We start from the raw sequence: 23384 nt of genomic DNA on the forward strand, positions 1-23384 counted from the left end.
AGCCTGCGCCGGTGCTGATCCGCGAGTTCGACGACCAGGACTGGTCGCAGGTGTGGCCGATCATCGAGGAGGTGGTCCGGGCACAGGAGACCTTCCCCTACGACCCGGACATGACGGCGGACACGGCGTACCGCATCTGGGTGGAGGCCCCGCCCGGGCGGACCGTCGTCGCGGTCGACGGCGAGCGGGTCCTCGGCACCGCGAAGATGGGCACCAACCGGCCCGGGCCGGGCGCCCACGTGTCCACCGCCAGTTTCCTGGTCGCCGCCGACGCGCGCGGCCGGGGCGTGGGCACCGCGCTGTGCCGCGACGCCCTGACCTGGGCACGGCGACGGGGGTACGCCGGCATGCAGTTCAACGCCGTGGTGGAGACCAACCGATCGGCGGTCGAGCTGTACCGCAGGGAGGGCTTCGACGTGGTCGGCACGGTGCCGGGCGCGTTCCGCCACCCCACCCTCGGCCGGGTCGGCCTGCACGTCATGTACCAGGAGTTCTGACCGCCCCGCCGGTGGTCAGCCGGCCTGACCCACCGGGACGGCCGGAGGCGACAGACAGGGCTGCGCGCCAGCTGTGCGGATCGGGGTGAACAGCCCGCCGACCGCGACCAGCAGGCAGCCCGCTCCGGCCACGAACGCGACAGCCGCGACGCCGTACCGGCCGGCGGTCCAGGTCAGGATGGCGGCGCCGGCCGGTCCGAGGGCGTAGTGCGTGCTCCAGAACGCCGAGGTGACCCGGCCGAGCAGATGGTCGGGGGTGATCTCCTGGCGCAGTGACATCGAGCAGATCCCGCTGACGCTGAGACAGCACAGGTAGACGGCGGTCAGCGCGGTGACCGCCGGCACGCTCGTCGCCATGCCGGCGCCCGCCACCGCGAACCCGCAGACGGCGTGCGCGCCGATCCAGGTGGCGCCGAAGCCGCGCCGACGACGCAGCGGGGCCACCAGCAGCGCCCCGGCGACCGTGCCCAGCGCCGCCAGGCCGAGCACCGTGCCGACCGTGCGCTCGGTGCCGCCGAGGTCGTGCGTCACGTGGTAGATCAGCACATCGGTGAAGCCGTAGGTCAGGAAGATGAACACCGACAGCAGGACGGTCAGCGCGCGGAGCACGGGCTGTCGCCACAGGAACCGCGCCCCGGCCAGGAACTCGGCCAGCGGGCGCTCCCGGGGCACCGGCGCGACGTCGGCGGCCTGAGCCCGGCGCAGCCGGACCAGCCGGAGGCCGGCGGCCGAGAGCGCGAAGCTCGCCGCGTTGACGGCGATGGCGACCGCCGGGCCGAAGCGGGCCGACACCACACCGGCGAGCAGCGGCCCGAGAACGGCGGCCGCCGCGAACGTCGCCTGGAGCCGGCCGTTGGCCTCGGTGAGCCGGTCGGAGTCGACGAGGTTGCGCACCGCGGTCACCGCCGCGACCTGGAACAGCATCCCGGCCGCCTCGCAGATCGGCAGCACGACGAAGAGCAGCCAGACCTGCGGGCCCGCGAGCCAGGCCAGCGGCACCAGGGCGTAGAGGACCAGACGGGCCAGGTCCGCGACGATCATCAGCGTACGGCGGTCGTACCGGTCGACCAGCACCCCGCCGAAGATCCCCGCGACCACGGACGCCGCGCCCGCGACGGCGGTGAGCAGGCCCATCTGCGCCACCGACCCGGTCGCCTGCAACACCAGCAGCGGCACCGCCAGGTAGGCGAACGCGTCACCGGCCGCGGAGAGCGATTGCGCGATCCAGTACGTGCCGAAGGAGCGGTCCCGCCACAGCGGAGCCCGCTGAGGGCTGGCAGCTCGGCTCATCCCGCCGAGGGTAGTGGCCCTCGTAGCGCCATGCTGACCGTCACACCGGCGCCGCCCACCACGTCTGGTCGAAGTGAGACGGCCCCGGGAAGGGCTCCCGAGGCCGTCTTGAGGCGTACGCGAAGGGGGTCAGCCCTGGCGCAGCGGCGCGAGCGCGGTGCTCCAGGCCACGACCTGGTCGAGGGTCGGGCGCGTGGGAACGGCCGACTGAGCGAGGCCGAGCCCTCGACGTGGCGACCACCGCTAGGCGTTGGCCACCAGCCGCCAGCGGTTGTCCGCGCTGCCGTTGTCGGAGTCCTGTACGGCCTGCGCGCCACGCGCGGTGGAGCCGTTGAGGATGCCGAGCAGCTTGCCGCTGTTGACGTTGCGGATCTTGTAGGTGCCGTCGCCGTTGTCCACCAGGGTCCACCGGTGGTCGGCGGTGCCGTTGTCAGCCCACTGCAGGACGCGGGCGTTGTCGGCGGTGGACATGTTCTCCACACCGAGGACCTTCCCGCTGTTGACGTTGCGGAACCGGACGGCGTTGCCGTCGGTCACCACCACCCAGTTGTGGTCGGCGGTGCCGCTGTCGTCCCACTGCAGAGCCAGCCCACCGTCGGCGGTGGACATGTTCTGGATGCCGAGCACCATCCCGCTGCCGACGTTGACCAGCCGGTGGCTGCCCCCACCGCTGCTGCCGCTGGTGTTCCAGTAGACGGTGTAGTTGAAGCCGTGGGCGTCCTGGAACGGCCCGAGGTTGACGGTGGACCCGTTCGCGGTGGCGGTGAACGCCAGCGAGCTGGTGCTGGTCCGGGCGATGGACGAGACGTTGAGTGCCGGCGGCGCGCTCAGCGTGGTGTTGCCGTAGTTGCCGCAGAGCACGCTCGGGCCGTAGGTGACGGCGGCGACGCTGGGGTTGTCGTTGGTCGGCTGCACGACGACACGCATCGGCAGACGCACGGTGATGGTGTCTCCGGCCGCCCAGGTACGCGTGACCGTGGCGTAGCTGCCGGGCGTCGTGGCGACGGACTGCGCCACACCGTTGACGCTGATCGTCGCGCCGCTGGTCCACGCCGGAATGCGGACGCGGACGCTCCACGAGCCGCTCATCGTGCCGCCGAGGGTGAGCGTGGTGGTGTCGCTGACCGGGTACGTGGTGCTCTGCGTGACCGTGATGCCCCGCTGCGACCAGGTCAGCTCCGAGGGCACGAACAGGTTCACGGTCAGCGTCGTGCCGCTGTAGAAGTAGATGGAGTCCATCAACTTCGTGTTGATCTCCACGCCGGTGCCCTGGCAGCACCAGAACGAGTTGTAGTCGGTGCTCCAGGTGCCGCCGCCCCACGCCGGGCCCACGCCCCGCCGGCCACCCGGCTTGAGCGGGGTGAAGTAGGTGATGTGCCCGTGGCTGTCGGCCGGGTTCTGCGCGCCGATCAGGTGGTTGATCGTGGCGCGCTCGTAGTAGTCGAAGTAGTCGGTGCGGTTCGGGTCGAGCAGCCACAGCTCCCGCGTCAGCTTGAGCATGTTGTAGGTGTTGCACTGCTCGCAGGTGTCGTTGCTGAGGTACCCGGCGATCGCGTTGGGCGCCCGGAAGTGCTCGGCCTGGCTGTTGCCGCCAATGACGTAGGAGTGCGCGCCGACGGTGATGTTCCACGCGTTGCTGGCGATGTCCCGGTAGCGGGTCGTCCCGGTGGCCTTGAACTCGCGGGCGGCGCCCACCCACTTGGGCACCTGCGTGTTGGCGTGCAGTCCGTTGAGCTGGTCCTGGTTGGAGGCCAGGGGGTTGAACACGGCGGCATGGTCGAACCGCTGGGCGGTGGTGAGCCACCGGGTGTCACCGGTCTGCTGGTAGATGTCGGTCAGCACCTCGTTCATGCCACCGAACTCGGTGCCGAGCATCGACTGCATCTGGCTGGAGCTGAGCCGGGACGTGCGGGTGTCGACCCAGCCGGCGAGGGCCAGCAGCACCGTACGGGCCTGGGTGTTGCCGGTGTAGCGCCAGACGTCGAGCAGACCGGCGAGCGTCTTGTGGATGCAGTAGTAGGGCACGTTGCCGTTGGACAGCGTCCGTGCCCCGAGCGCGGTGAAGTCGGACTCCGGGAAACCGGAGAGGTATCCCGACCCGAACCCGGCCGCGCCGTTGTTCGCCTGGCACTTGGCCATCTCGGCGACCATGTAGTTCGCCTTGTCCCGGCAGGTGGTGTCGCCCAGCACCGCGTACGCCTGGGCCCACGCGGTCAGGAAGTGCCCCTGCATGTGGGTCCGGAACGGGAAGTTCGGCGCGTCCCAGCCGCCGTTGGTGGCGGCGCCGTTGGTGGAGAGCCGGTGGTTGGCGCGGAAGTTGTAGAGCATCCGGTCGACGTCGACGACGCGCAGGTAGTTCAGGGTGCGGGTCTGGTTGTCCAGCCAGCGGCCGGCGGTCAGTCGCACCTGACCGAACTCGAAGGGGTAGGCACCGACGCCGATGTCCGACCGCGCTGGCGGGACCACGGCAGCGGCGGCGGGGCCCGCGCCGAGCGTCGTGGCTCCGGTCGCGGAGAGCACGGCGGTGGCGCCGGCCGCCTGCAGCACGCGGCGTCGGCTGAGGGGCAGGGACGACATGGGACCTCCAGATGAGCGCTACCGGCGACGGGGCGACAACCGGGCGGGACGGGCTCGGTGGGATGCAGGGGTCCGAACGTTAGCGTTCACATCCGTGTCCGGCATGTTACGGCCCACTGACCCACGAATTCAAGATGGTAACTGTATTCGTACGCCGTACACCTGTGCGCGAGCTTGGGGAACCGGCGCGGTGAAGGGGATGCGGTATGGCGTGTCACCTCGTGTTATCGATAACACCGAAGGAATACTGCAAGATCGGTCCCGGGTCGGCGCACCCCAAAACGGGATGCGCGCCGACGGGCGCCGCTGGTGGAATCTCGGGATGAAGCATGATCTGGTGCGTCCCCCGAAGGCACGACCGGGTGACCACATCGCGGTCCTGTCGCCGTCCTTCGCCGCGGCCGGCGCCTATCCCGAGATCCACGAGCAGGCCATGCGGCGGCTCGCCGACCTGACCGGCCTCGTCCCGGTCGAGTACCCGAGCACCCGCACGGTCGGCGCGAGCGCGCAGGCGCGCGCGGCGGACATCAACGCCGCCTTCGCCGATCCCCGGGTACGCGCCATCCTCGCCGTCGTCGGAGGCGAGGACCAGATCACGGTCATCCCCCACCTGGACGCCGACCTCGCCCGCGCCGACCCGAAGCCCTTCCTGGGCACCAGCGACAACACCAACCTGCACCAGTGGCTCTGGGGACTCGGCATCGCGAGCTTCTACGGCGGGTCCTCCCAGGTGCACCTCGGCCCCGGGCCCGCCGTGGACGACATCCACGCCCGGTCGCTGCGGGCCGCGCTCCGCACCGGCGAGCGGTTGGAGATCACCGATCCGGGCGAGTCCGAGGACATCGGGGTCGACTGGGCCGACCCACGGGCGTTGCAGTCGTTCGGAGAACGCGAACCGACGGCGCCGTGGACCTGGTACGGGCCGCGCCGCACGGTCACCGGCCCCAGCTGGGGTGGGTGTCTCGAAGTCCTCCAGTGGACCCTCACGGCGGGACGCTTCCCGTTTCCTCCGGAGGTTCTGCGCGGCGGCGTGCTGATCATCGAGACGTCGGAGAAGCTCCTTCCCGCCCGCGAGGTCGGTTGGATCGTGCGGTCGCTGGGTGAACGCGGTCTTCTCGACGCCGTCGACGCGGTCCTGGTCGCCCGTCCGCCGGTCTCCGACCACACCCGCCGACCCGCCGCCGAGGAGAGGGCGCGCCTACGCGAGCAGCAGCGCGACACGGTCGTCGACGTGATGAACCGCTACAACCCGGAGGCGGTCGTCTGCGTCGGCGTCCCGTTCGGCCACACCAAGCCGCAGTGGATCCTCCCCCACGGCGGCCCGATCACCGTCGACGGTGTGGAACGTCGGATCTTCGCCGACTATCGCTGAGGTATGCCGCACGTCCGCGTCCCGGCCGGCGGACGGACTCTCGGAGCCTGCCGGGACGCGGACGGCGTCAGCGGGCCGGAGCGTGGGCGGCCAGCGGATTGGTGAGGGTGCCGACGAACTGCAGGGCGGCCGACGGGTCGGCCAGGTCGATCATCTGCTGGTTGTCGCGCAACTGGAGGCGGTTGAGGCAGGACAGCGCGAACTCGGGGGCGAACAGGTCGTAGTGGCGGACCCGCTCGGCCAGGTGCGGCACCCGCTCGAAGTAGTCGGCGGCGCAGGCCGCGACCGTGCCCCAGAAGGCGTCCTCGGTGAGCACGCCGGCCTCGACGAGCACCGCGTTGAGGTGGCGCAGGAAGCAGTCGACCACGTCGGTGAAGATGGTCAGCAGCTTGGTGTCGTCGGGCACCTCGACCCGGATCCGCTGCACCTCCGCCGGCAGCTCGACGTCGGCGCTCAGCACCGCGATCTCCTCGGCGATGTCCTTGAAGATCACCCGCTGGACGGTGTCGTGCTCGTCGAGGACCAGGATGACGTTCTCGCCGTGCGGCATGAAGGCCAGGTCGTGGGCGTAGAAGCTGTGCAGCAGCGGGGTCAGGTAGGCGTCCAGGTAACGGCGCAGCCACACCTCGGGCGCCAGGCCGGACCGGTCGATCAGGGCCGCCGCCAGTGAGCCGCCGTCGTCGTCGACGTGCAGCAGCGCGGCCATCGTGGACAGTCGCTGCCCCGGGGCCAGGCCGGGCACCGGGCTCTCCCGCCACAGCGCGGCCAGCATCTTGCGGTACGGGGAGGTGCGCTCGGTGGCCGCCTCGTACTGCCGGTGCCGGTAGCCGACCGCGGCCCGCTCCCGGATGACGGTCAGCCCGGTGCCGGTCAACACCTCGTCGCCGGCGATCAGGTCGGCCAGCCAGTCGTTGATGGCCGGGGTCGCGGCCATGTACGCGGCCGACAGCCCCCGCATGAAGCCCATGTTCAGCACCGACAGAGCGGTCTTGACGTAGTGCCGGCCCGGCTCGGTGACGTTGAAGAAGGTCCGGATGGACTGCTGCGCGAGGTACGAGTCCGGCCCGGGACCCAGGTGCACCAGCCGACGCTGGGCCAGCTCCCCCGCGAACGTCACGGCCAACTTGTTCCACCACTGCCACGGGTGCGCCGGGATGAGGTGGTAGTCGGCGAGGTCCAGGCCGAGGTCGGCCATCGTGGCGGCGAAACGGGCCCGGGTCTCGGCGTCCAGCTCGCCGGAGATGAGCGTGTCGTAGTCCAGGTCGGTGGCGCTGCTGAACGTCGAGTGGTCCCGGTGCGCGGCCAGCCACTCCAGGCGTACGGGCGTGGCGGCCTCGGGGGCGTAGCGGTGGTACTCGTCGACGCCGAAGCCGAGCCGGCCGTTGTTGGCCACGAAGCAGGGGTGGCCCTCGGTCATCGACGTCTCGATGGTCTGGAAGTCCGCCCCGGCCAGCTCGGCGGCGCTCGGCAGGGACTGGGCCAGCTTGTACGCGGTACCGGCGAGGGTGGAGGTGATCTCCTCCAGGTAGACCGGGAGCACCCGCGCGGACAGCCCGAGGGTGCCGCGCAGCTCGACGATCAGGTCCACGGCGTCCGGCGGCAGCGCGACGCCGTCCCGGTGCCGGGTGATGCTGTCGGCGTCGACCTGCCAGTGGGCCAGGGCGAGCACCCGGGCGACGAACCGGTACGTGACGGCGCCGTCGTCGCTGCGGACCTCGTACCACTGCCGGTCGTCGGGGCCGGGCACGGGCGCCGGGGTGAGCAGCCGTTCGTGGGTGAACTCGGCGAGCGCCTTGCGGACCAGCATCCGGTTGGCCCGCGCCCAGCGCGTCGGGGTGAGGTGCGCGACCGGGTCGCCGGGCGCGGCCTGGCCGGCGACGGTCGGCGGGGTGGGGACGGCGGTGGTGGTCACGCCGGGGCTCCTTCGGTTCGGGTGGCGGCAGCGGACTCGGCGGCGGCGGTGTGTCCGGCGTGCTCGGCGGCGGCCTCGAACTGGGCGCGGGTGCAGACGCTGAGCAGCGCGTCCTTCTCCGGCTTGGCGATCGGGCCGACGACCTCGAAGCCGACTGCGGCGTTCAGCGCGTGCACGGCGGTGTTGCGCACGTCCGGCTCGACCACCACCCGCCGGGTCGCCGGGTCGGCGAAGAGCCAGGCCATGACGGTACGGATCACCGCGCGGGTGAAACCGTGCACGGGAGCGCCGGCGGGCGCGCACAGGAAGTGCATGCCCACGTCACCGGGCTGGTGGTCGTAGAGGCCGACCAGTTCGACGTGGGCCGGATCGTAACGCTCGGCCAGGAAGGCGGGACCCCCCCGCCACAGGCCGAGGTACGCGTCGTGGTGCGGGTGCGCGGCGATGCGCCGGTACTCCTCGATCACCTGGGCCTCGTCGGCGTCCTGCATCAGCCAGAACGCCGCCTTCGGGTGGGTCACCCAGCCGTGCAGCAGCGCGGCGTCGGCCTCCGGATCGAGGGTACGCAGGGCGAACGCGCCGAGCCGGTCGTCGACGCGGGTGAAGACCACGCTCACGAGATCACCCCGAACTCCTGGAAGGTGATGCTCTTCTCGATCGGGTAGTGCTCCCGGCCGAGCAGCTCGCGGATGATCCAGGAGTTGCGGTACGCGCCCATGCCCAGATCCGGCGAGGTGATGCTGTGCGTGTGGGTGCCCGCGTTCTGCAGGAAGATGCCCCGCCCGCTGTGGTCGATGCTGTAGTTGCGGGCCACGTCGAAGCGGCCGTGCGCGTCCCAGCGGATCCGTTCGCGCACCGGGGCCAGGAACTCCGGCACCCGGTAGTGGTAGCCAGTGGCCAGCACGAGTCCCTCGGTGCGCAGGGTGAAGTCCCGCTCCTGCTCCACGTGCCGCAACCCGAGCGTGTACGCCCCGTCGCGGTGCGCGGCGTCGACCAGCTCGGTGTTGGTCAGCAGCCGGGTGCGCGCCGGCCCGTCGACGCTGTGCGCGTAGAGCAGGTCGAAGATGTCGTTGATCAGGTCGGCGTTGATTCCCTTGAACAGGCCCTTCTGCTCGGCCTCCAGCCGGTAGCGGGTCGCCTCGGGCAGCGCGTGGAAGTAGTCCACGTAGTCCGGTGAGGTCATCTCCAGCGTCAGCTTGGTGTATTCGAGCGGAAAGAACCGGGGCGAGCGGGTGACCCAGTTCAGCTGGTAGCCGTACCGGTCGAGGTCGCCGAGCAGATCGTGGTAGATCTCGGCGGCGCTCTGCCCGCTGCCCACCACCGTGATGCTGCGCTTGGTGCGCAGCGCGTCCCGGTGCTCCAGGTAGCGCGAGTTGTGCACGGCGTCCCCGCTCAGCCCGGCGACGGCTGCCGGCAGGTGCGGCGGAGTGCCGGTGCCGAGCACCAGGTGCCGGGCCCGGTAGGTGACGCTCTCGGACCCGCCGGTGGTGGCCCGCACCACGTACCGCTCGTCGGCGCTGTCGTACTCCACTGTGGTCACCGTCTGGCCGAAGCGCAGGTTCGGCAGCTTCGCCGCCGCCCACCGGCAGTACGCGTCGTACTCGCTGCGCAGCGGGTAGAAGCTCTCCCGGATGTAGAACGGGTAGAGCCGGCCGATCTCCTTGAGGTAGTTGAGGAACGAGTACGGCGAGGTCGGGTCGGCGAGGCTCACCAGGTCGGCGATGAACGGGGTCTGCAACCGGGCCGACTCCAGCAGCATGCCGGGGTGCCAGGCGAGGCTCGGCCGGGCCTCCAGGAACACCCCGTCCAGCTCGTCGATCGGCGCGGTGAGGCAGGCCAGACCCAGGTTGTACGGGCCGAGCCCGATGGCGACGAAGTCGTGGGTGGACATCTTCTTCTCCAGGCGCGGATTCGGGGTCAGCCGACGGGGCAGGTCAGGTCGGCGGCGGTGTTGTCGCGCACGTACCGGCCGGCGTGGCCGGCGATCAGTTCGAGCACGTGGCCGACGTCGTCGCCGGTCGTGGCGGGGTTGAGCAGCGTGAACTTGAGGAAGTGCCGGCCGTCCACCCGGGTGCCGGCGACCACGGCGAGGCCGGAGGCGGCCAGCGCCTCCCGGGCGTACAGGTTGGCGGCGTCGGCCAGCTCGCGACCCGGGCCGGTGGGCAGGTAGCGGAAGACGACGGTGCTCAACTGCGAGCGGGTCACCACCTCGAAACGCGGGTCCTCACTGACGAGCTGCCAGGCCTCGGCCGCCCGGTCGACCACCTCGTCGAAGAGCGCACCGAGCGCGTCCGGGCCCATCACCCGCAGGGTCAGCCAGAGCTTCAGCGCGTCGAACCGGCGGGTGGTCTGCAGGCTCTTGTCGACCTGGTTGGGGATCTGCTGCTGCACCATCCGCGCCGGGTTGAGGTAGTCGGCGTGGTACGTGGCGTGCCGCAGTGCCCGCCGGTCGCGGACCAGCAGGGCGCTGGAGCTGACCGGCTGGAAGAACGACTTGTGGTAGTCGACGGTCACCGAGTCGGCCCGCTCGATGCCGTCGAGCAGGTGCCGGCGTGTCGGCGAGACGAGCAGCCCGCAGCCGTACGCGGCGTCGACGTGCAGCCAGACGCCCGCCGCCGCGCAGATCCCGGCCAGCTCCGCGAGCGGGTCGATGGAGCCGAAGTCCGTGGTGCCGGCGGTGCCGACGACCGCCATCACGACCAGTCCGGCCTGCCGGCACCGGGTGATCTCGTCGCGGACGGCGGCGGGCCGGATCCGCCGCTGCGCGTCGGTGGGCACCGCGATCACGGCGTCCGGGGCGAGGCCGAGGAGCTTGGCGGACTTCTGCACGCTGAAGTGCCCGGCGGCGGACGTGAGCACGCGCAGCCGGGGCAGCAGCTCCATGCGGGCCGCCGGGGTGGTCGCCGCGGCGCACGCCTCCTCCCGGGCCAGCAGCAGCGCCTGGAGGTTGGACTGGCTGCCCCCGCTGGTGAACACGCCGTCGGCGTCCGGGCCGAGGCCGACCCGAGCGGCGGTCCAGTCGATCAGTCGACGCTCGATGAGCGTGGCGCCGGCGCTCTGGTCCCAGGTGTCCAGAGAGGAGTTCACCGCGCTCAGCACCGCCTCGCCGAGCAGCGCCGGGATGACCACCGGGCAGTTGAGGTGCGCCAGGTAGCGGGGGTGGTGGAACCAGACGGCGTCGCGCAGGTAGACGTCCTCCAGCTCGTCCAGGGCCGCGCAGGCGTCGCCCAGGGGCCGGTCCAGGTCGACGGTGTTCACGAGGGGGGCCAGCTCGGCCGGAGCGACGCCGGTGGCGGGCCGGTCCACCGTGGCGACCCGGCGGGCGACCCGGTCGACACCGTCGGCGATCGCCCGCCGGTACTGCTCGACCGAGCCGCCGTGCAGCAGCTGCGCCCGCGCCGCGGGCAACGCGCTTGTCGACACCGGTGGTGGAGCGGCCTGCGCGCCGGTCGGCACGGGCGGGTCGGTCTCGACGGGGTACGTCGGCACGGTCACGGGATGTCCTCCACGTTCTCGACGATGGGCAGCCGGAACCCTCCCCCGGCGCGTCCGCGCGCCGGGGGCCGTGCTGCGGGTGTGGTGGGTCGCTACTCAGGCGGTGGCGCCGGCCAGCGCCGCGGCGCGCAGGTCCTCCTCGGACAGCCCGCGCCGCCAGTAGCCGGCGAAGGTCACCCGTCGACGGTCGAAGCCGCGCTCGCCGACCAGGTGCCGGCGCAGCGCCCGCACCACGCCGGACTCGCCGGCGATCCAGGCGTACGGGTTACCGGCGGGCAGCCGGGCGGCGCGGAGCGCGCTGACCAGCAGGTCACTGCCGGGTGTGGTGCTGCCGCGCACGATCCAGCGGATCTCCGCGGCGGCCTCGGTGGGCAGCTCGGTGATGTCCGCGGCGTCCGGGACCTCGATCCAGGCGCGGACCCGGGTGCCGGCGGGCAGCCAGGCCAGGATTCCGGCGGTGGCCGGCAGCGCGGTCTCGTCGGCGACCAGCACCACGAGGTCGGTGTCGTCCGGCGGGCGGAAGCAGACGCTGCGGTTGTCGTACACCGCCGGGCCGAGCAGCAGCACCCGGTCGCCGAGCCCCGCCAGGCTGGCCCACCGCGAGGCGGGACCGGTGCCCCCGTGGCCGACGAAGTCGATGTCCACCTCGCCGGCCGCCTGGCGGTGCGCCCGGATGGTGTACGAGCGCATGACCGCGCGGACGTCCGGCGCAAGGGCCCGCCAGGCGCCGAACCAGTCCTCGCCCCGCTCGACCGGGACGACCGGGGCGTCCTGCCCGGGGTGCGGCAGGAACAGCGAGACGCTCTGGTCCCGGCCGCCGCCGGCGAAGTCGGTCAGCTCCGCGCCGCCGAAGGTGACCCGGATCAGCGAGGCGCCGACCCGCCGGGCCCGCAGGACGTGCGCGGCGAAGAAGCGGTACTGCAGGGCGACGGGTTCGCGGGTGCTGGTGCTCATGGCGTCAGCTGACCTTCTTCGCGTTCCGGATGGCGGTGGCGAGGTTCTCCAGCAGCGGCGCGGCGCCGGCGTACGAGAAGCGGGGCACCGCGTCCCACGGGGTCACCTGGTTGGCCCGCACGGCGGGCAGCTGCTGCCAGGTCGGCTTGGCGGTGAGGTCCTTGGGTTGCAGGGCGGTGCTGCGGTTGTCCAGCAGGATCAGGTCGGCGGGGAACTTGCCGGCGTTCTCCCAGCTGAGCGCCTCGAAGTAGTCGCCGGCCTCGAGCTTGGTGGGCACCACGATGTCGACGCCCAGCTCGGCGAAGTACATGAGGTCGGTGCTGACCTTGGGGTTGGAGACGTAGAACAGGTCGGGGCTGCCGGAGCAGGCCATCACCTTGATGCCCGGGTTGGCCTTGACGGCCTGGCGGACGGCGTCGGCGGCGGCGTCGAAGCGGGTCTTCGCGTCGGTGACCTTCTTGGCCGAGAGGTCCGCGCCGAGCGACTGGGCCAGCGCGGCGTACCGCTCGATGGGCTTGGTCATCGGCACCCGGGCGGTGGTGATCGCCACGCTGGGCGCGAGCGGCAGGATCTTGTCCTTGCTCTCGTCCGGCACGTACCAGAGGGCGTCCGGGTCGTACATGTGGGTGACGAGCAGTTCGGGGCGCAGGGCCGCGTACTTCTCCAGGCTGAACTCGCCCCACACGTTGCCGAGGATCTCGACGCCCTCGACGTTCAGGTCGCCCGCCTGCGGGTCGGCCGTGCCGTCGGCGCGCTTGGTCTCCCCGAACACGCCGACGAGCTGCTTGTCGAGACCGAAATCGACCAGTGCTGCCGCCACTCCGGTGAAGGCCACCACGCGCGCCGGGCGGGCCGCCGCCTCGATCTTCTTGTTGCGGTCGTCGGTGAACGACCAGGGGCCACCGGCATTTCCGCTGCCAGCGGGCTTGGCGGCATCGTCCTTGCCGCATCCGGCGAGCAGCGCGGCCAGCGTGGCGGCGCCGCCAGCGGCCAGCAGGCCACGACGAGAGAGGCGACGGGCGGACAGTGCATCGGGCATGGTGTCGTCTTTCGATCAGGGGAAGGTCGGGGTCGACCGGGACAGCGGAGTTAGGTTAGCCTAACCTCGGTCGTTGTCAACAGCGGTTCGCCGTGTCGCCACACCCCCGGAGCCCACACTGGACGCCACACCCACCGTCACCACGCTGGCACCCTCCGTGCCGGCCGGGTCGACGGCCCCTCCCCCGCAGCGACACCGGGCGGCCCGCGCCGTCGGCCTGCTCGGCGCGGTGACGCTGCTCGGCGTGATCCTGGTGCTCAGCATCGCGGTCGGCGCGAAGTCGTTGCCGCTCGCCGACGTCTGGTCCGGGCTGCTGCACCGCGACGCCGCTGAGTACGCGGTGGTGCACCGGATGCGCCTGCCCCGCACCCTGCTCGGGCTGCTCGCCGGCACGGCGCTCGGAGTGGCCGGCGCCGTGATGCAGGCCCTCACCCGCAACCCCCTCGCCGACCCCGGGCTGCTCGGCATCAACGCGGGCGCGTCCGCCGCCGTGGCCACCGCCGCCGCCTTCCTGGGCGTCACCGCCATCGGCGGGTACGTCTGGTTCGCGCTGCTCGGTGCCGCGCTGGTCACCGCGCTGGTCTACGCCGTGGGCGGCGGACGCGGCGCCACCCCGGCCCGCCTCGCGCTGGCCGGCGCGGCGCTCAACGCCACCCTGTACTCGTTCGTGAGCGCGGTCATGCTGCTGGACACCGCCTCGCTGGACCGGCTGCGGTTCTGGACGGTCGGCTCGCTGGCCAGCGCGGACTCCGCGACAGTGACCCGGGTGGCCCCGTTCATCCTGGTCGGCCTGCTGGTCGCGCTCGGCGCCGCCCGTCCGCTGAACGCTCTCGCGCTCGGCGATGACGCGGCCCGGGCCCTGGGCGCCCGACCGGCCCTGATCCGCGCCGCCGTGATCGTCGCGGTCACCCTGCTCTGCGGCGCGGCGACCGCAGCGTGCGGCCCGATCGTCTTCGTCGGCCTGCTGGTGCCCCACCTGGTACGCGCGCTGACCGGGCCCGACCTGCGCTGGCTGCTGCCGTACTGCGCGGTGCTCGCGCCGGTGCTGCTGCTCGGCGCCGACGTGCTGGGCCGGGTGCTCGGCCGGCCCGGTGAACTCCAGGTCGGCATGGTCACCGCCGTGCTGGGCGGCCCCCTCTTCCTCTGGCTGGTCACCCGGGGGCGGGTGGCGCACCCGTGAACGAACGAACCAGCAGGTGCGCCAGCGCGGAGCGAAGCGGAGCGGTGACGTGACGGTTCTGCGTACCCCCGGTGGGTTGTCGGTGCGGTTCCGCCCCCGCGCCCTGGCCGTCGGCGTCGGCGCGGCGGTGCTCGCCGCCGGCCTCGGTCTGGTCGCGATGGGCAGCGGCGACTACCCGATGGGCCCGGCCGACGTGCTGCGCACCCTGACCGGCGGCGGCAGCGTGGCGGAGCAGTTCATCGTGACCGAGCTGCGACTGCCCCGACTGGTCACCGCACTGCTGGTCGGCGCCGCGCTGGCGCTGGGCGGCACGGTGTTCCAGTCGCTGGTCCGCAACCCGCTGGGCAGCCCGGACATCCTCGGCTTCACCCAGGGCGCATCGACCGGCGCGCTGGTGGTGGTCGTCGTGGGCGGCGGCAGCCTGGCCCTGGCCAGCGCCGCGGTCGTCGGCGGGCTCGCCACCGGCCTGCTGATCTACGCGCTCGCCTGGCGGCGGGGCGTGCACGGCTACCGGCTCGTCCTGGTCGGCATCGGCGTCGCAGCGATCCTCACCGGCGTCAACGGCTACCTGCTGACCCGGGCCCCGCTGATGGACGCCGCCCGTGCAGTGCTCTGGCTCACCGGCAGCCTGGACGGGCGAGGCTGGGCCAACGCCGGGCCGCTGCTCGCCGTCACCGCCGTGCTGGCACCGCTGCTGCTCGTCGTCTGCGCCCCGGCGCTGCGCATGATGGAGCTGGGCGACGACACGGCCAACGCGCTCGGCGTGCCGGTCCGCCGGCTGCGCCTGGTGCTGCTCGCCGCGGCCGTGCTGCTGGTCTCGTTCGCGGCGGCCGCCGCCGGCCCGGTGTCGTTCGTGGCGCTCGTCGCGCCGCACGTGGCCAAGCGGCTGACCCGGGCGCCCGGCCCCAACCTGCTGCCGTCGATGGCCCTCGGCTCGGCCCTGCTGGTCGGCGCCGACCTGCTGGCCCAGCGCGCGTTCACCGGGCACCAACTGCCGGTCGGCGTGGTGACCGGAGTGCTCGGCGGCGGCTACCTGGTCTGGCTGTTGGCCGTCGAACGCCGGGCGGGCCGGCTGTGAACACCCCTTCCGAAGGAGCCCTCATGACGTCCCGCCTCGGCGGCACCGCGCTGACCCTCGCCTACGACCGGCGCACCATCTCCGAGGATCTGACCGTGGCGGTGCCCGACCGGTCGTTCACGGTGATCATCGGGCCGAACGCGTGCGGCAAGTCGACAGTGCTGCGCGCGCTGTCGCGGATGCTGCGCCCGAGCGCCGGCGCGGTGCTGCTGGACGGTCGGGACATCCACGACCTGCCCGCCCGCACGGTGGCCCGCACCCTCGGCCTGCTGCCGCAGTCGTCGATCGCGCCGGACGGGATCGGCGTCGCCGAACTGGTCGCCCGGGGTCGCTACCCCCACCAGGGTCTGCTGCGGCAGTGGTCCCGCGAGGACGAGCGGATCGTCGACGAGTCGATGGCCGCCACCGGGGTCGCCGACCTCGCCGACCGGCCGGTGGACGAGCTGTCCGGCGGCCAGCGTCAGCGCGTCTGGATCGCCATGGCGCTGGCCCAGCAGACGCCGCTGCTGCTGCTCGACGAGCCGACCACGTACCTCGACATCGCCCACCAGATCGACATCCTGGACCTGTGCGCCCGGCTGCACGAGGAGCAGGGCCGCACGCTGGTCGCGGTGCTGCACGACCTCAACCACGCCGCCCGGTACGCCACCCATCTCATCGCGATGCGCGACGGGAAGGTGGTGGCCGCCGGCGACCCCCGCGAGGTGGTCACCGCCGATCTGGTCGCCGACGTGTTCGGGCTGCCCTGCCGGGTCATCGACGACCCGGAGACGGGCACCCCGCTGGTCGTCCCCGCCGCCCGCCGGCGCGCGACCGAGCCAGCATGAGCGCGCGGCGCTTCCGCGACCCGTGGGGCGTGCCGCACGTACGCGCCGACGACCCGCTGGCCCTCGCAGAGGCGCAGGGTCGGGTGACCGCGTACGACCGGGCGTGGCAGATCGAGGTGGAACGGCACCGGTCGGCGGGCACCAGCGCGGCGTTTCTCGGCATCGACGCGCTCGCCTGGGACCGCTTCGCCCGCCAGGTACGGGTGGACGACACCGCCCGTCGTTGCCACGCCAACCTGGACGAGGCGACCGCCGAGTGGGTGGGCGCGTACGTGGACGGGGTGAACGCCGGCCTCGCCGCCGGGGCGGCCCGGTCACCGGAGTTCGCCGCCGTCGGGCTGACGCCGGGCCGGTGGGAGCCGTGGACGCCGCTCGCGGTGTGGCTGGGGCACCACATCCTGTTCGCGGGGTTCCCCGGCAAGCTCTGGCGCGAGCACGTCGCACAGTGCCTCGGCCCGGCGGCGGTCGAGCTGTTCGCCACCGACGGGCCGGCCGTCGCCGGCAGCAACGGGTGGCTGCTCGCCGGTTCCCGCACCGCCACCGGTGCCGCGCTGCTCGCCGGCGACCCGCACCGGTTTCTGGAAGACCCGGGCGTCTACCAGCAGATCCGGCTGGCCTGCCCGGAGTACGACGTGGTCGGCCTGGCCGTGCCCGGTGTGCCGGGCATCGCGCACTTCGGCCACACCGGGACGGTGGCGTGGGCGATCACCAACGCGATGGCCGACTACCAGGACGTCTACGCCGAGCGGCTGCGCCGGCACGGCACCGGGGTGCGGGCGCTCGGCCCGGACGGCTGGCGCGAGGCGCACGTCCACGTCGAGACGATCGAGGTGGCCGGCGCGGACCCGGTCCGGGTGGAGGTGGTGGAGACCGAGCGGGGGCCGGTGATCGCCGGCGGGCCGGACGACGAGACGGCGGTGAGCCTGCGCTACCCGCCCCGGGTCCGCGGCGAGCTGGGCTTCGCGGCGCTACCGGAGCTGCTGCGCGCCCGTGGCGTGTCCGATGTGGACGAGGCTCTGCGGCACTGGGTGGAGCCGGTCAACGTGGTGCAGGCGGCGGACACCGCCGGCGGGCTGCTGCACCGGGTCGCCGGGGTGGTGCCGCTGCGGCATCCGGACAACGGCCGCCGGGTGGTCCCGGCCTGGGAGGCCGCGTACGCCTGGCGCGGCTGGCACGCGTCGATGCCCCGCGCCGAGGTGACCGGCCGGGCGGTGATGGCCAACGAGCGGGGGCTCGCGGCGCCGCTCGGCGTCGAGTTCGCCCCACCGCACCGGGCGCGGCGGATCACCGAACTGCTCGACGCCGGCCGGGACTGGACGGCCCCCGAGATGGCCGCCGTGCACACCGACACGCGCCTCGGCTCGGCCGGGCCGCTGCTGGCGGTGCTCGACGGGCTGACCGGGCTCGGCCCCGCCGCCGCCGCGCTGCGCGACCGGCTGCTGCGCTGGGACCACCGGATGAGCGCCGACAGCACCGACGCGGCGGACTTCGCCGTCCTGCGGGCCGCTGTCGTCCGCCGGATCGCCGCCCATCCGGCCCTGGCCGCGCTGGCCGAGCCGCCCGCGTACCCCGAGGTGTTCGCGCCCTGGTTGGCGCTGACGCCGCGGGTCGGCTACGCGCTGGAGCACCTGCTCGGCGGCAGGTCGCTGCCCGGCGTCGACGCGCCGGCGGTGGTACGCGCGGCGGCGGAGGAGGTCGCCGGTGCGGCGGCCGGCCCGGTGCGCTGGGGTGACCTGCACCGGTTGGCGGCCTGGCGGGCGCTGCCTGACCCGGACGCCGCGCCCGGTCCCCGGCTCGACGGCGACCACGACTGTGTGCTGGCCACCTCCAGCGTGCCCGGGGTCACTCACGGGTGCTTCCGGGGGCCGGCCGCGCGGTTCGTCTGGGACCTGGCCCGCCGCCAGGACAGCCGGTGGGTGGTCCCGCTGGGCGCCAGCGGCGTGCCCGGCGACCCGCACCACGACGACCAGCAGCCCGCGTGGCTGGCCGGCGAGCTGCTGCCGGTGACCACGGACTGGCACCACCTCACCGAGGAGCCCGATGAGCACTGACGGTCAGCACTACCGGCGCGACGTCACCGGGTTCGGGGTGGTCACCATCCGCCCGGTGCGCCCAGACGAGGACGCCGACCTGCTGCACGGCTGGGTCACGACCGAGCGGGCCCGGTTCTGGGGGATGCGCGAGGCCAGCCGCGAGCGGGTGCACGAGATCTACGCGTACCTGGATTCGCTGACCACGCACCACGCGTACCTGGCACACCGCGACGGGGTGCCGGCCGCGCTGGTGCAGACGTACGAGCCGGGGGCCGATCCGGTCGGCGGGTGCTACGAGGTGCGCCCCGGCGACATCGGCGTCCACCTGCTCATCAGGACCCCGGTGAGCGCCGAGCGGGGTTTCACCGGCGCGCTGTTCGGCGCGATCCTGGAGTTCGTCTTCGCCGACCCGGGGCGGCTGCGGGTCGTGATGGAGCCGGACGTCCGCAACGACCGGATGCTGCGGCGGCTGCAGCGCAGCGGGTTCCGGGCCGGTCCGGTGATCGAGCTGCCGGAGAAGCAGGCGCGGCTGCACTTCCTCGACCGGCCGGAGGGCACCGGCTGAGCCGGTCGAGCCCGCGACGCGCCGGCCGCCGGAACCTTTCCCCGGGGGCGCGTCAGCGTGGGTGGGTCGTCAGCTTGGCCAGTTGATCCAGCTGGGTGGGGTCGGAGAGGGCCGAGCCGACGGCTGCCACCCGTACGCCCGCGTCGAGGAACGCGGCGGCGTTGCCCGCATCCAGGCCTCCCGTGGCGACGAAGCGCAGCTGCGGCAGGGGGCCGGCCATGGCCCGGAACCAGGCCGGCCCGAGCGAGATCGCGGGGAACGCCTTGAGCCAGGTCAGGCCGTGCCGCAGCGCCTGCTGCGCCTCGGTGGGAGTGGCGACGCCGGGCAGGTGCGGCAGGCCGCGCGCGGCGGCGGCGTCGGCGATCGCGAGGTCCAGACCGGGCGCGACGGTGAAGGCGGCGCCCGCGTCGGCCGCCGCCGCGACCTGATCGACATCGAGCACGGTGCCGGCGCCGACGATCCGGTCCCGCGCCGCGCCCGCCTCGACGGCGGCGCGCAGGGCGGGCACCGCGTCGGGGGTGGCCACCGGCACCTCCACCACGACGATGCCGAGGTCCCAGGCGCGCTCGGCGAGCCGGACGGTCTCGGCGACCGGCAGGCCGCGCAGGATCGCCATCACCCGGGCGCCGCCGAAGATGTGCTCGAAGTCCGCTGTGGTCATGGTCCACTCCATCCGAGGTCACGGGAGATCTGCTGGGTGGTGCCCAGCAGACGGGGTAGCAGGAGGCGCAGGTCGGCGAGGGTGGCCACCACCGTCGGAGCGGTCACCGACACCGCCGCGCTGACCGACCCGTCGGCGTGGCGCACCGGCGCGGCCACACAGGTGATCAGCGGCTCGAACTCGCCGTCGTCGGCCGCCCAGCCCCGCTCGGCGACGGCCGCCAGCTCCGCGCGCAGCGCGGCCGGGTCGCAGATGGTGGCCGGGGTGTACGCCCGCAGCGCGGCGCCCTCGACCAGCCGGGTCAGCTGCGGGCGGTACGCGAGGACCACCTTGCCGACCCCGCTGGCGTGCAGCGGCGCGGTGCGGCCGATCCGGGAGTACATCCGCACCTGACCACGGGCCTCGATCTTGTCCACGTAGACGAGGTCGTCGTCGACCAGCTGTGCCAGGTGGATGGTGTGCCCGCAGTCGCGGCCGAGCGCCGCCAGGTGTGGACGGGCCACCGCGCGCACGTCCAGGGAGTCCAGTGCCTGCTGGGCGAGGTCGATCAGTCGCAGGCCCACCGTCCAGCCGCCGTCGGTGCGGCGGGCGAAGCCACCCGACTCGAGGGTCTGCAACAGTCGCAGCGCGGTGGACTTGTGCACGCCCAGGTCGGCGGCCACACCACCGAGCTGCGCGGGCTCGCGTGCCAGTAGTTCCAGCACGCGCATCGCCCGGTCGACGCCCTCGGACACCCCTCAGCCCTCCGCCCGTACGACGGTCAGGTCGGGTGGTGACCAGGGCGCGTCGAGCAGCCGCTGAAACCAGGACCACGGTGGCAGTGGCGCGTTGTCGCCTGGGCTGCCCAGCGCCTGCGCGGCGACGAGGTGGCCGAGGCGCAGGCGCCGCGTCGGGTCGAGGTCGCGCAGCAGCCCGGCCAGGTAGCCGGCGGCGAACGCGTCTCCGGCGCCGACCGGCTCCACCACCGACACGCGGGGCGCCGGGACGACGACCGGTGCGGCGTCGCGGCACAGGGCGGTGGCGCACACCGCGCCGTCCTTGACGACCACTGTCCGCGGGCCGGGCAGCAGCCGGCGTACCGCCGCCGCGTCGGCGGTGCCCCAGAGGGCGTACGCCTCGTCCTGGCCGACGAAGACCAGGTCGCTGCGGTCGGCGAGGTCACGCAGCACCGGCGCGGCCCGCTCGGCGGGCCAGAGCCGCGCCCGGTGGTTGACGTCGAAGCTGACCAGCGCGCCCGGCAGCGGCCGGTCGGTCACCGCGTGCTCGACCAGCGCCCGGCAGGAGGCGGAGAGCGCCGGGGTGATCCCGGACAGGTGCAGCACCCGCGCGCCGGCCAGCCGTGGGTCGGCCAACGCTCCGGGGTCCATCCGGGACGCGGCCGAGCCCGCCCGGTAGTAGTGCACGGCGGTGGCCGTCGGGCCCGGATCCTTGAGGTAGAGGCCGGTCGGGGCGGCCGGGTCCACACCCACCAGGTCGACGCGGACGCCGGCGTCGGCGACGTGCCGGACGACTGCCCGGCCGAAGGGGTCGTCGCCGACCCGGCTCACCCAGGTCGCCCGGTGGTCGAGGCGGGCCAGGTAACCGGCCACGTTGGACTCCGCGCCGCCGACCGAGACGGCGACCTGCTCGGCGTGCTCCAGCGGCTCGCCCGGCGGTGGGCACAGCACGACCATGGTCTCCCCCACCGTGACCACCTCGGCCGGCGGGGAGCCGGCCGGGGCGGCCGCGTGGTCGGGTCGGGGCTTGCTCGACATGGCGGCACACGTCCTCGGGGAGGGGGTCCGGGGCGTCGCCGAGCCTAGGCGCGTTGTGCCAGACGAGCAATCTGTTGCGCTCAGCGCAACGAATGTCAGGGCAGGGTCAGTCCGTACGCGGCCAGCACCTCGGCGATCGGCTGGTAGTAGGTCGTGCCGCCGGAGGTGCAGTTGCCGCTGCCTCCGGAGAGGATGCCGATGATGGTGCCGGTGGACGCCACGTACAGCGGTCCGCCGCTGTCCCCCGGCTCGGCGCAGATGTTGGTGCGAATCAGGCCGTAGATCACGCCGGTGGCGTAGTTGACGGTCTGGTTGAGACCGGTGACGGTGCCGCAGCGGACGCCGGTCGTGACGCCGCTGCGGCAGACCGCCTGCCCGACGTACGCGTTGCCGGGGCCGTTGATGGTGAGCAGCCCGGGGTAGGTGTAGACGGCGCTCGGGTGGGCGATCCGGCCGGTGTAGCGGATCAGCCCGTAGTCGTCGCCGGGATAGCTGGTGGCGGTGCGGGTGCCGAGAACGGTGGTCTGCGCGCTGTCGGCGTACCAGGTGGTGGCGGCGGCGGTGCAGTGGCCGGCCGTGATCACGTAGTAGGTGCTGCCGCTGCGCGCGTTCGCGCCGAGCGAGCAGCGCGTACCGCCGGCCCGCGCCGACGCCGCCGATAATCCTCGGGAGAAACGGCGGGAGGCCGGGCATGACCACCGGAGGCACCGGGGCGCTGGTACGCCGGCTGGACGGGTCGACCCGGGCCACCCTGCTGGAGCTGCTCTTCGACGTGGTCTTCGTGGCCGCGCTCGCGCAGACCTCGAAGCTCCTCGCCGACCAGGAATCCTGGGCCCGCAGCGCGGCGGTGTTGCTGATGCTGACGGCGATCGGGCACGTCCTGGTCCCCCACCACGGCAACCAGGAAACCACCCGAGGGCTCCAACCACGAGGGCCCGCCGGATGACAGTCGACGGTCAGGCGAGGTGCCGACCGGCCCAGTCGGCGAGGTCCCGGGCGCAGGCGTCCACCGACTCCCGCCACGTCCGGGCAGCGCCGTCGCCCGCCTCGTCGCTGACCTGCTTGATCAACCGGCAGGGCACACCGGCCTGGGCGGCGGCCCACGCCACCGCGTACCCCTCCATGTCGACCAGGTCGGCGCGCTGGGCCAACCGGTCCCGCGCGTCGTCGTCGGCCACGAACGTGTCGCCGGTGGCCAGCACCGCCCCCTCGGCGGCCAAGGCCAGCGGCGCCCCGTAGGTCTCGCCGGTGAGCGTGCGCAGCAGGGCCGTGTCCAGGTCGTGTTGGAGCACGGTGGCGACCTCGTGGATGCCCGCCCACCCGGGGCGCAGCGCCCCGGCCGTGCCGAGGTTGAGCAGCAGGCTGGGGCGCGGCCCGGCGGCCAGCACCGCCGCGACCGCGCTGGCGGCGTTGACCTTGCCCATGCCGGTGAGCAGCACCGGCAGGTCGGGCGGCAGGTAGCGGGCCTCCTCCCCGACGGCGAGCACCACCAGCGGACGATCGGCGCGGACCGTACCCCGAAGAATCACCGCAGCATCCTAAGGGCCGCCGTCGACCGGCCCGCTGTGCACCCAGTCACCATCCAGGTTCGTCTCACCGCACGTCCAGGCACGTGCGGCAGGCTGGTCCCGCGAGCATCGGGCCCCCCGGGCACACAGCCGCCGATCACCGGCGACGCCGCCGGGGGTCCGGGCCGTCGACGAAAGAGGTGACGAGGGTGTACGACGGACAGGAGTTCCTCCGCGACAAGCGGTGGTGCCTGAGCAGGCGGACGCTGCTGACCGGAGCCGGCGCCCTCGGCGCGGCGGGGCTGCTGAGCGCCTGCGGTGGCGGCGACAGCTCCGCCGACCAGGCGGCCGCCACCCCCGGCACCGTGCTGGCCCGCACCGGCGACGTGCCGGTCGGCGGCGGCACGGTGGTCGACGGGGTCCTGGTCGTCCAGGCCGAGGCCGGCACCTTCACCGCGTACGACGCGACCTGCCCCCACCAGGGCGTACGGGTCGGCGCACCGCGCGACGGAGTGATCACCTGCCCGGCGCACAACTCCACGTTCGCGATCGGCGACGGCGCCCGCCTGGGCGGGCCCGCCAGCCGGGGGCTCACCGAGATCCCCGTGCGGGTCGACGGCACCGACATCGTCCGCGCCTGAC

The 23384-nt window shown here is 73.4% G+C and carries 21 protein-coding genes and 1 pseudogene; 9 read left to right on the plus strand and 13 right to left on the minus strand.

Features of this window, described 5'->3' with window-relative positions; all coding sequences use genetic code 11:
- Window positions 1-11 precede the first annotated feature (11 nt).
- A complete protein-coding gene (locus tag ABZU46_RS10030; RefSeq protein WP_354856092.1) occupies window positions 12-497 on the plus strand; it encodes a GNAT family N-acetyltransferase in 486 nt (161 codons plus the stop codon).
- Window positions 498-512: 15 nt separating this feature from the next.
- Here ABZU46_RS10030 and ABZU46_RS10035 read toward each other — a convergent pair whose 3' ends face one another.
- Entirely contained in the window at window positions 513-1787 is a 1275-nt protein-coding gene (locus ABZU46_RS10035) for an MFS transporter (RefSeq protein ID WP_354856093.1), read from the minus strand.
- Between the two features lie 243 nt (window positions 1788-2030).
- Window positions 2031-4364 (minus strand): beta-L-arabinofuranosidase domain-containing protein, encoded by a 2334-nt coding sequence (locus ABZU46_RS10040; RefSeq protein ID WP_354856094.1) that lies wholly within the window; start codon window positions 4362-4364, stop codon window positions 2031-2033.
- Between the two features lie 322 nt (window positions 4365-4686).
- On the opposite strand from ABZU46_RS10040, the gene ABZU46_RS10045 reads away from it, so the two are divergent.
- Window positions 4687-5736, plus strand: coding sequence for a S66 peptidase family protein (locus tag ABZU46_RS10045; protein WP_354856095.1), 1050 nt, complete (start codon window positions 4687-4689; stop codon window positions 5734-5736).
- 67 nt (window positions 5737-5803) lie between these two features.
- Here the strand turns inward: ABZU46_RS10045 and ABZU46_RS10050 are convergent, their stop codons facing one another.
- The 6 genes from ABZU46_RS10050 to ABZU46_RS10075 all read right to left on the minus strand — a co-directional run bounded on the left by ABZU46_RS10050 (window position 5804) and on the right by ABZU46_RS10075 (window position 13136).
- Window positions 5804-7543, minus strand: coding sequence for an IucA/IucC family siderophore biosynthesis protein (locus ABZU46_RS10050; protein WP_354856117.1), 1740 nt, complete (start codon window positions 7541-7543; stop codon window positions 5804-5806).
- A 101-nt stretch (window positions 7544-7644) separates the two neighbouring features.
- Complete coding sequence (locus ABZU46_RS10055; protein ID WP_354856096.1) at window positions 7645-8265, minus strand: GNAT family N-acetyltransferase; 621 nt, start codon at window positions 8263-8265, stop codon at window positions 7645-7647.
- Window positions 8262-9539, minus strand: coding sequence for a SidA/IucD/PvdA family monooxygenase (locus ABZU46_RS10060; protein WP_354856097.1), 1278 nt, complete (start codon window positions 9537-9539; stop codon window positions 8262-8264). Before ABZU46_RS10060 ends, ABZU46_RS10055 begins: the two co-directional genes overlap by 4 nt.
- Window positions 9540-9565: 26 nt before the next feature.
- Window positions 9566-11104 (minus strand): aspartate aminotransferase family protein, encoded by a 1539-nt coding sequence (locus tag ABZU46_RS10065; RefSeq protein ID WP_354856118.1) that lies wholly within the window; start codon window positions 11102-11104, stop codon window positions 9566-9568.
- 135 nt (window positions 11105-11239) lie between these two features.
- Window positions 11240-12097, minus strand: coding sequence for a siderophore-interacting protein (locus tag ABZU46_RS10070; protein WP_354856098.1), 858 nt, complete (start codon window positions 12095-12097; stop codon window positions 11240-11242).
- 4 nt (window positions 12098-12101) lie between these two features.
- Window positions 12102-13136: an ABC transporter substrate-binding protein gene (locus ABZU46_RS10075; protein WP_354856099.1), complete on the minus strand. Its 1035-nt coding sequence runs from the start codon at window positions 13134-13136 to the stop codon at window positions 12102-12104.
- A 145-nt stretch (window positions 13137-13281) separates the two neighbouring features.
- On the opposite strand from ABZU46_RS10075, the gene ABZU46_RS10080 reads away from it, so the two are divergent.
- Genes ABZU46_RS10080 through ABZU46_RS10100 form a run of 5 tightly spaced genes read left to right on the plus strand, consistent with a single transcriptional unit; the run spans window position 13282 to window position 18819 of the window.
- Window positions 13282-14316, plus strand: a complete 1035-nt coding sequence (locus tag ABZU46_RS10080) for an iron chelate uptake ABC transporter family permease subunit (RefSeq protein ID WP_354856119.1) — start codon at window positions 13282-13284, stop codon at window positions 14314-14316.
- A 49-nt stretch (window positions 14317-14365) separates the two neighbouring features.
- Window positions 14366-15394: an iron chelate uptake ABC transporter family permease subunit gene (locus ABZU46_RS10085; protein ID WP_354856100.1), complete on the plus strand. Its 1029-nt coding sequence runs from the start codon at window positions 14366-14368 to the stop codon at window positions 15392-15394.
- Between the two features lie 23 nt (window positions 15395-15417).
- The gene (locus tag ABZU46_RS10090) at window positions 15418-16221 is read left to right on the plus strand and encodes an ABC transporter ATP-binding protein (RefSeq protein ID WP_354856101.1); all 804 of its coding nucleotides are present in this window, start codon (window positions 15418-15420) and stop codon (window positions 16219-16221) included.
- Window positions 16218-18272, plus strand: coding sequence for a penicillin acylase family protein (locus ABZU46_RS10095; RefSeq protein ID WP_354856102.1), 2055 nt, complete (start codon window positions 16218-16220; stop codon window positions 18270-18272). The genes ABZU46_RS10090 and ABZU46_RS10095 overlap by 4 nt, the downstream gene beginning before the upstream one ends.
- Window positions 18262-18819: a GNAT family N-acetyltransferase gene (locus ABZU46_RS10100; protein ID WP_354856103.1), complete on the plus strand. Its 558-nt coding sequence runs from the start codon at window positions 18262-18264 to the stop codon at window positions 18817-18819. The genes ABZU46_RS10095 and ABZU46_RS10100 overlap by 11 nt, the downstream gene beginning before the upstream one ends.
- Window positions 18820-18871: 52 nt before the next feature.
- Here ABZU46_RS10100 and ABZU46_RS10105 read toward each other — a convergent pair whose 3' ends face one another.
- The 4 genes and pseudogenes from ABZU46_RS10105 to ABZU46_RS10120 all read right to left on the minus strand — a co-directional run.
- On the minus strand, window positions 18872-19480 hold the full coding sequence (locus ABZU46_RS10105) for a bifunctional 4-hydroxy-2-oxoglutarate aldolase/2-dehydro-3-deoxy-phosphogluconate aldolase (protein ID WP_354856104.1): 609 nt from the start codon (window positions 19478-19480) through the stop codon (window positions 18872-18874).
- Entirely contained in the window at window positions 19477-20214 is a 738-nt protein-coding gene (locus ABZU46_RS10110; RefSeq protein ID WP_354856105.1) for an IclR family transcriptional regulator, read from the minus strand. Before ABZU46_RS10110 ends, ABZU46_RS10105 begins: the two co-directional genes overlap by 4 nt.
- Window positions 20215-20217: 3 nt before the next feature.
- Window positions 20218-21234, minus strand: coding sequence for a sugar kinase (locus tag ABZU46_RS10115; RefSeq protein WP_354856106.1), 1017 nt, complete (start codon window positions 21232-21234; stop codon window positions 20218-20220).
- A 95-nt stretch (window positions 21235-21329) separates the two neighbouring features.
- Window positions 21330-21872, minus strand: a pseudogene (locus tag ABZU46_RS10120) (S1 family peptidase); the annotation flags it as partial.
- A gap of 53 nt (window positions 21873-21925) precedes the next feature.
- Here ABZU46_RS10120 and ABZU46_RS10125 point away from each other — a divergent pair.
- Complete coding sequence (locus tag ABZU46_RS10125; protein ID WP_354856107.1) at window positions 21926-22180, plus strand: low temperature requirement protein A; 255 nt, start codon at window positions 21926-21928, stop codon at window positions 22178-22180.
- A gap of 10 nt (window positions 22181-22190) precedes the next feature.
- Here ABZU46_RS10125 and ABZU46_RS10130 read toward each other — a convergent pair whose 3' ends face one another.
- Window positions 22191-22763, minus strand: a complete 573-nt coding sequence (locus ABZU46_RS10130; RefSeq protein WP_354856108.1) for a nucleosidase — start codon at window positions 22761-22763, stop codon at window positions 22191-22193.
- A gap of 188 nt (window positions 22764-22951) precedes the next feature.
- On the opposite strand from ABZU46_RS10130, the gene ABZU46_RS10135 reads away from it, so the two are divergent.
- Complete coding sequence (locus ABZU46_RS10135) at window positions 22952-23383, plus strand: Rieske (2Fe-2S) protein (protein ID WP_354856109.1); 432 nt, start codon at window positions 22952-22954, stop codon at window positions 23381-23383.
- Window position 23384: the final 1 nt, after the last annotated feature.

Source organism: Micromonospora sp. NPDC005197, from assembly GCF_040608295.1.
In the GTDB taxonomy this organism is placed as follows: Bacteria; Actinomycetota; Actinomycetes; order Mycobacteriales; family Micromonosporaceae; genus Micromonospora.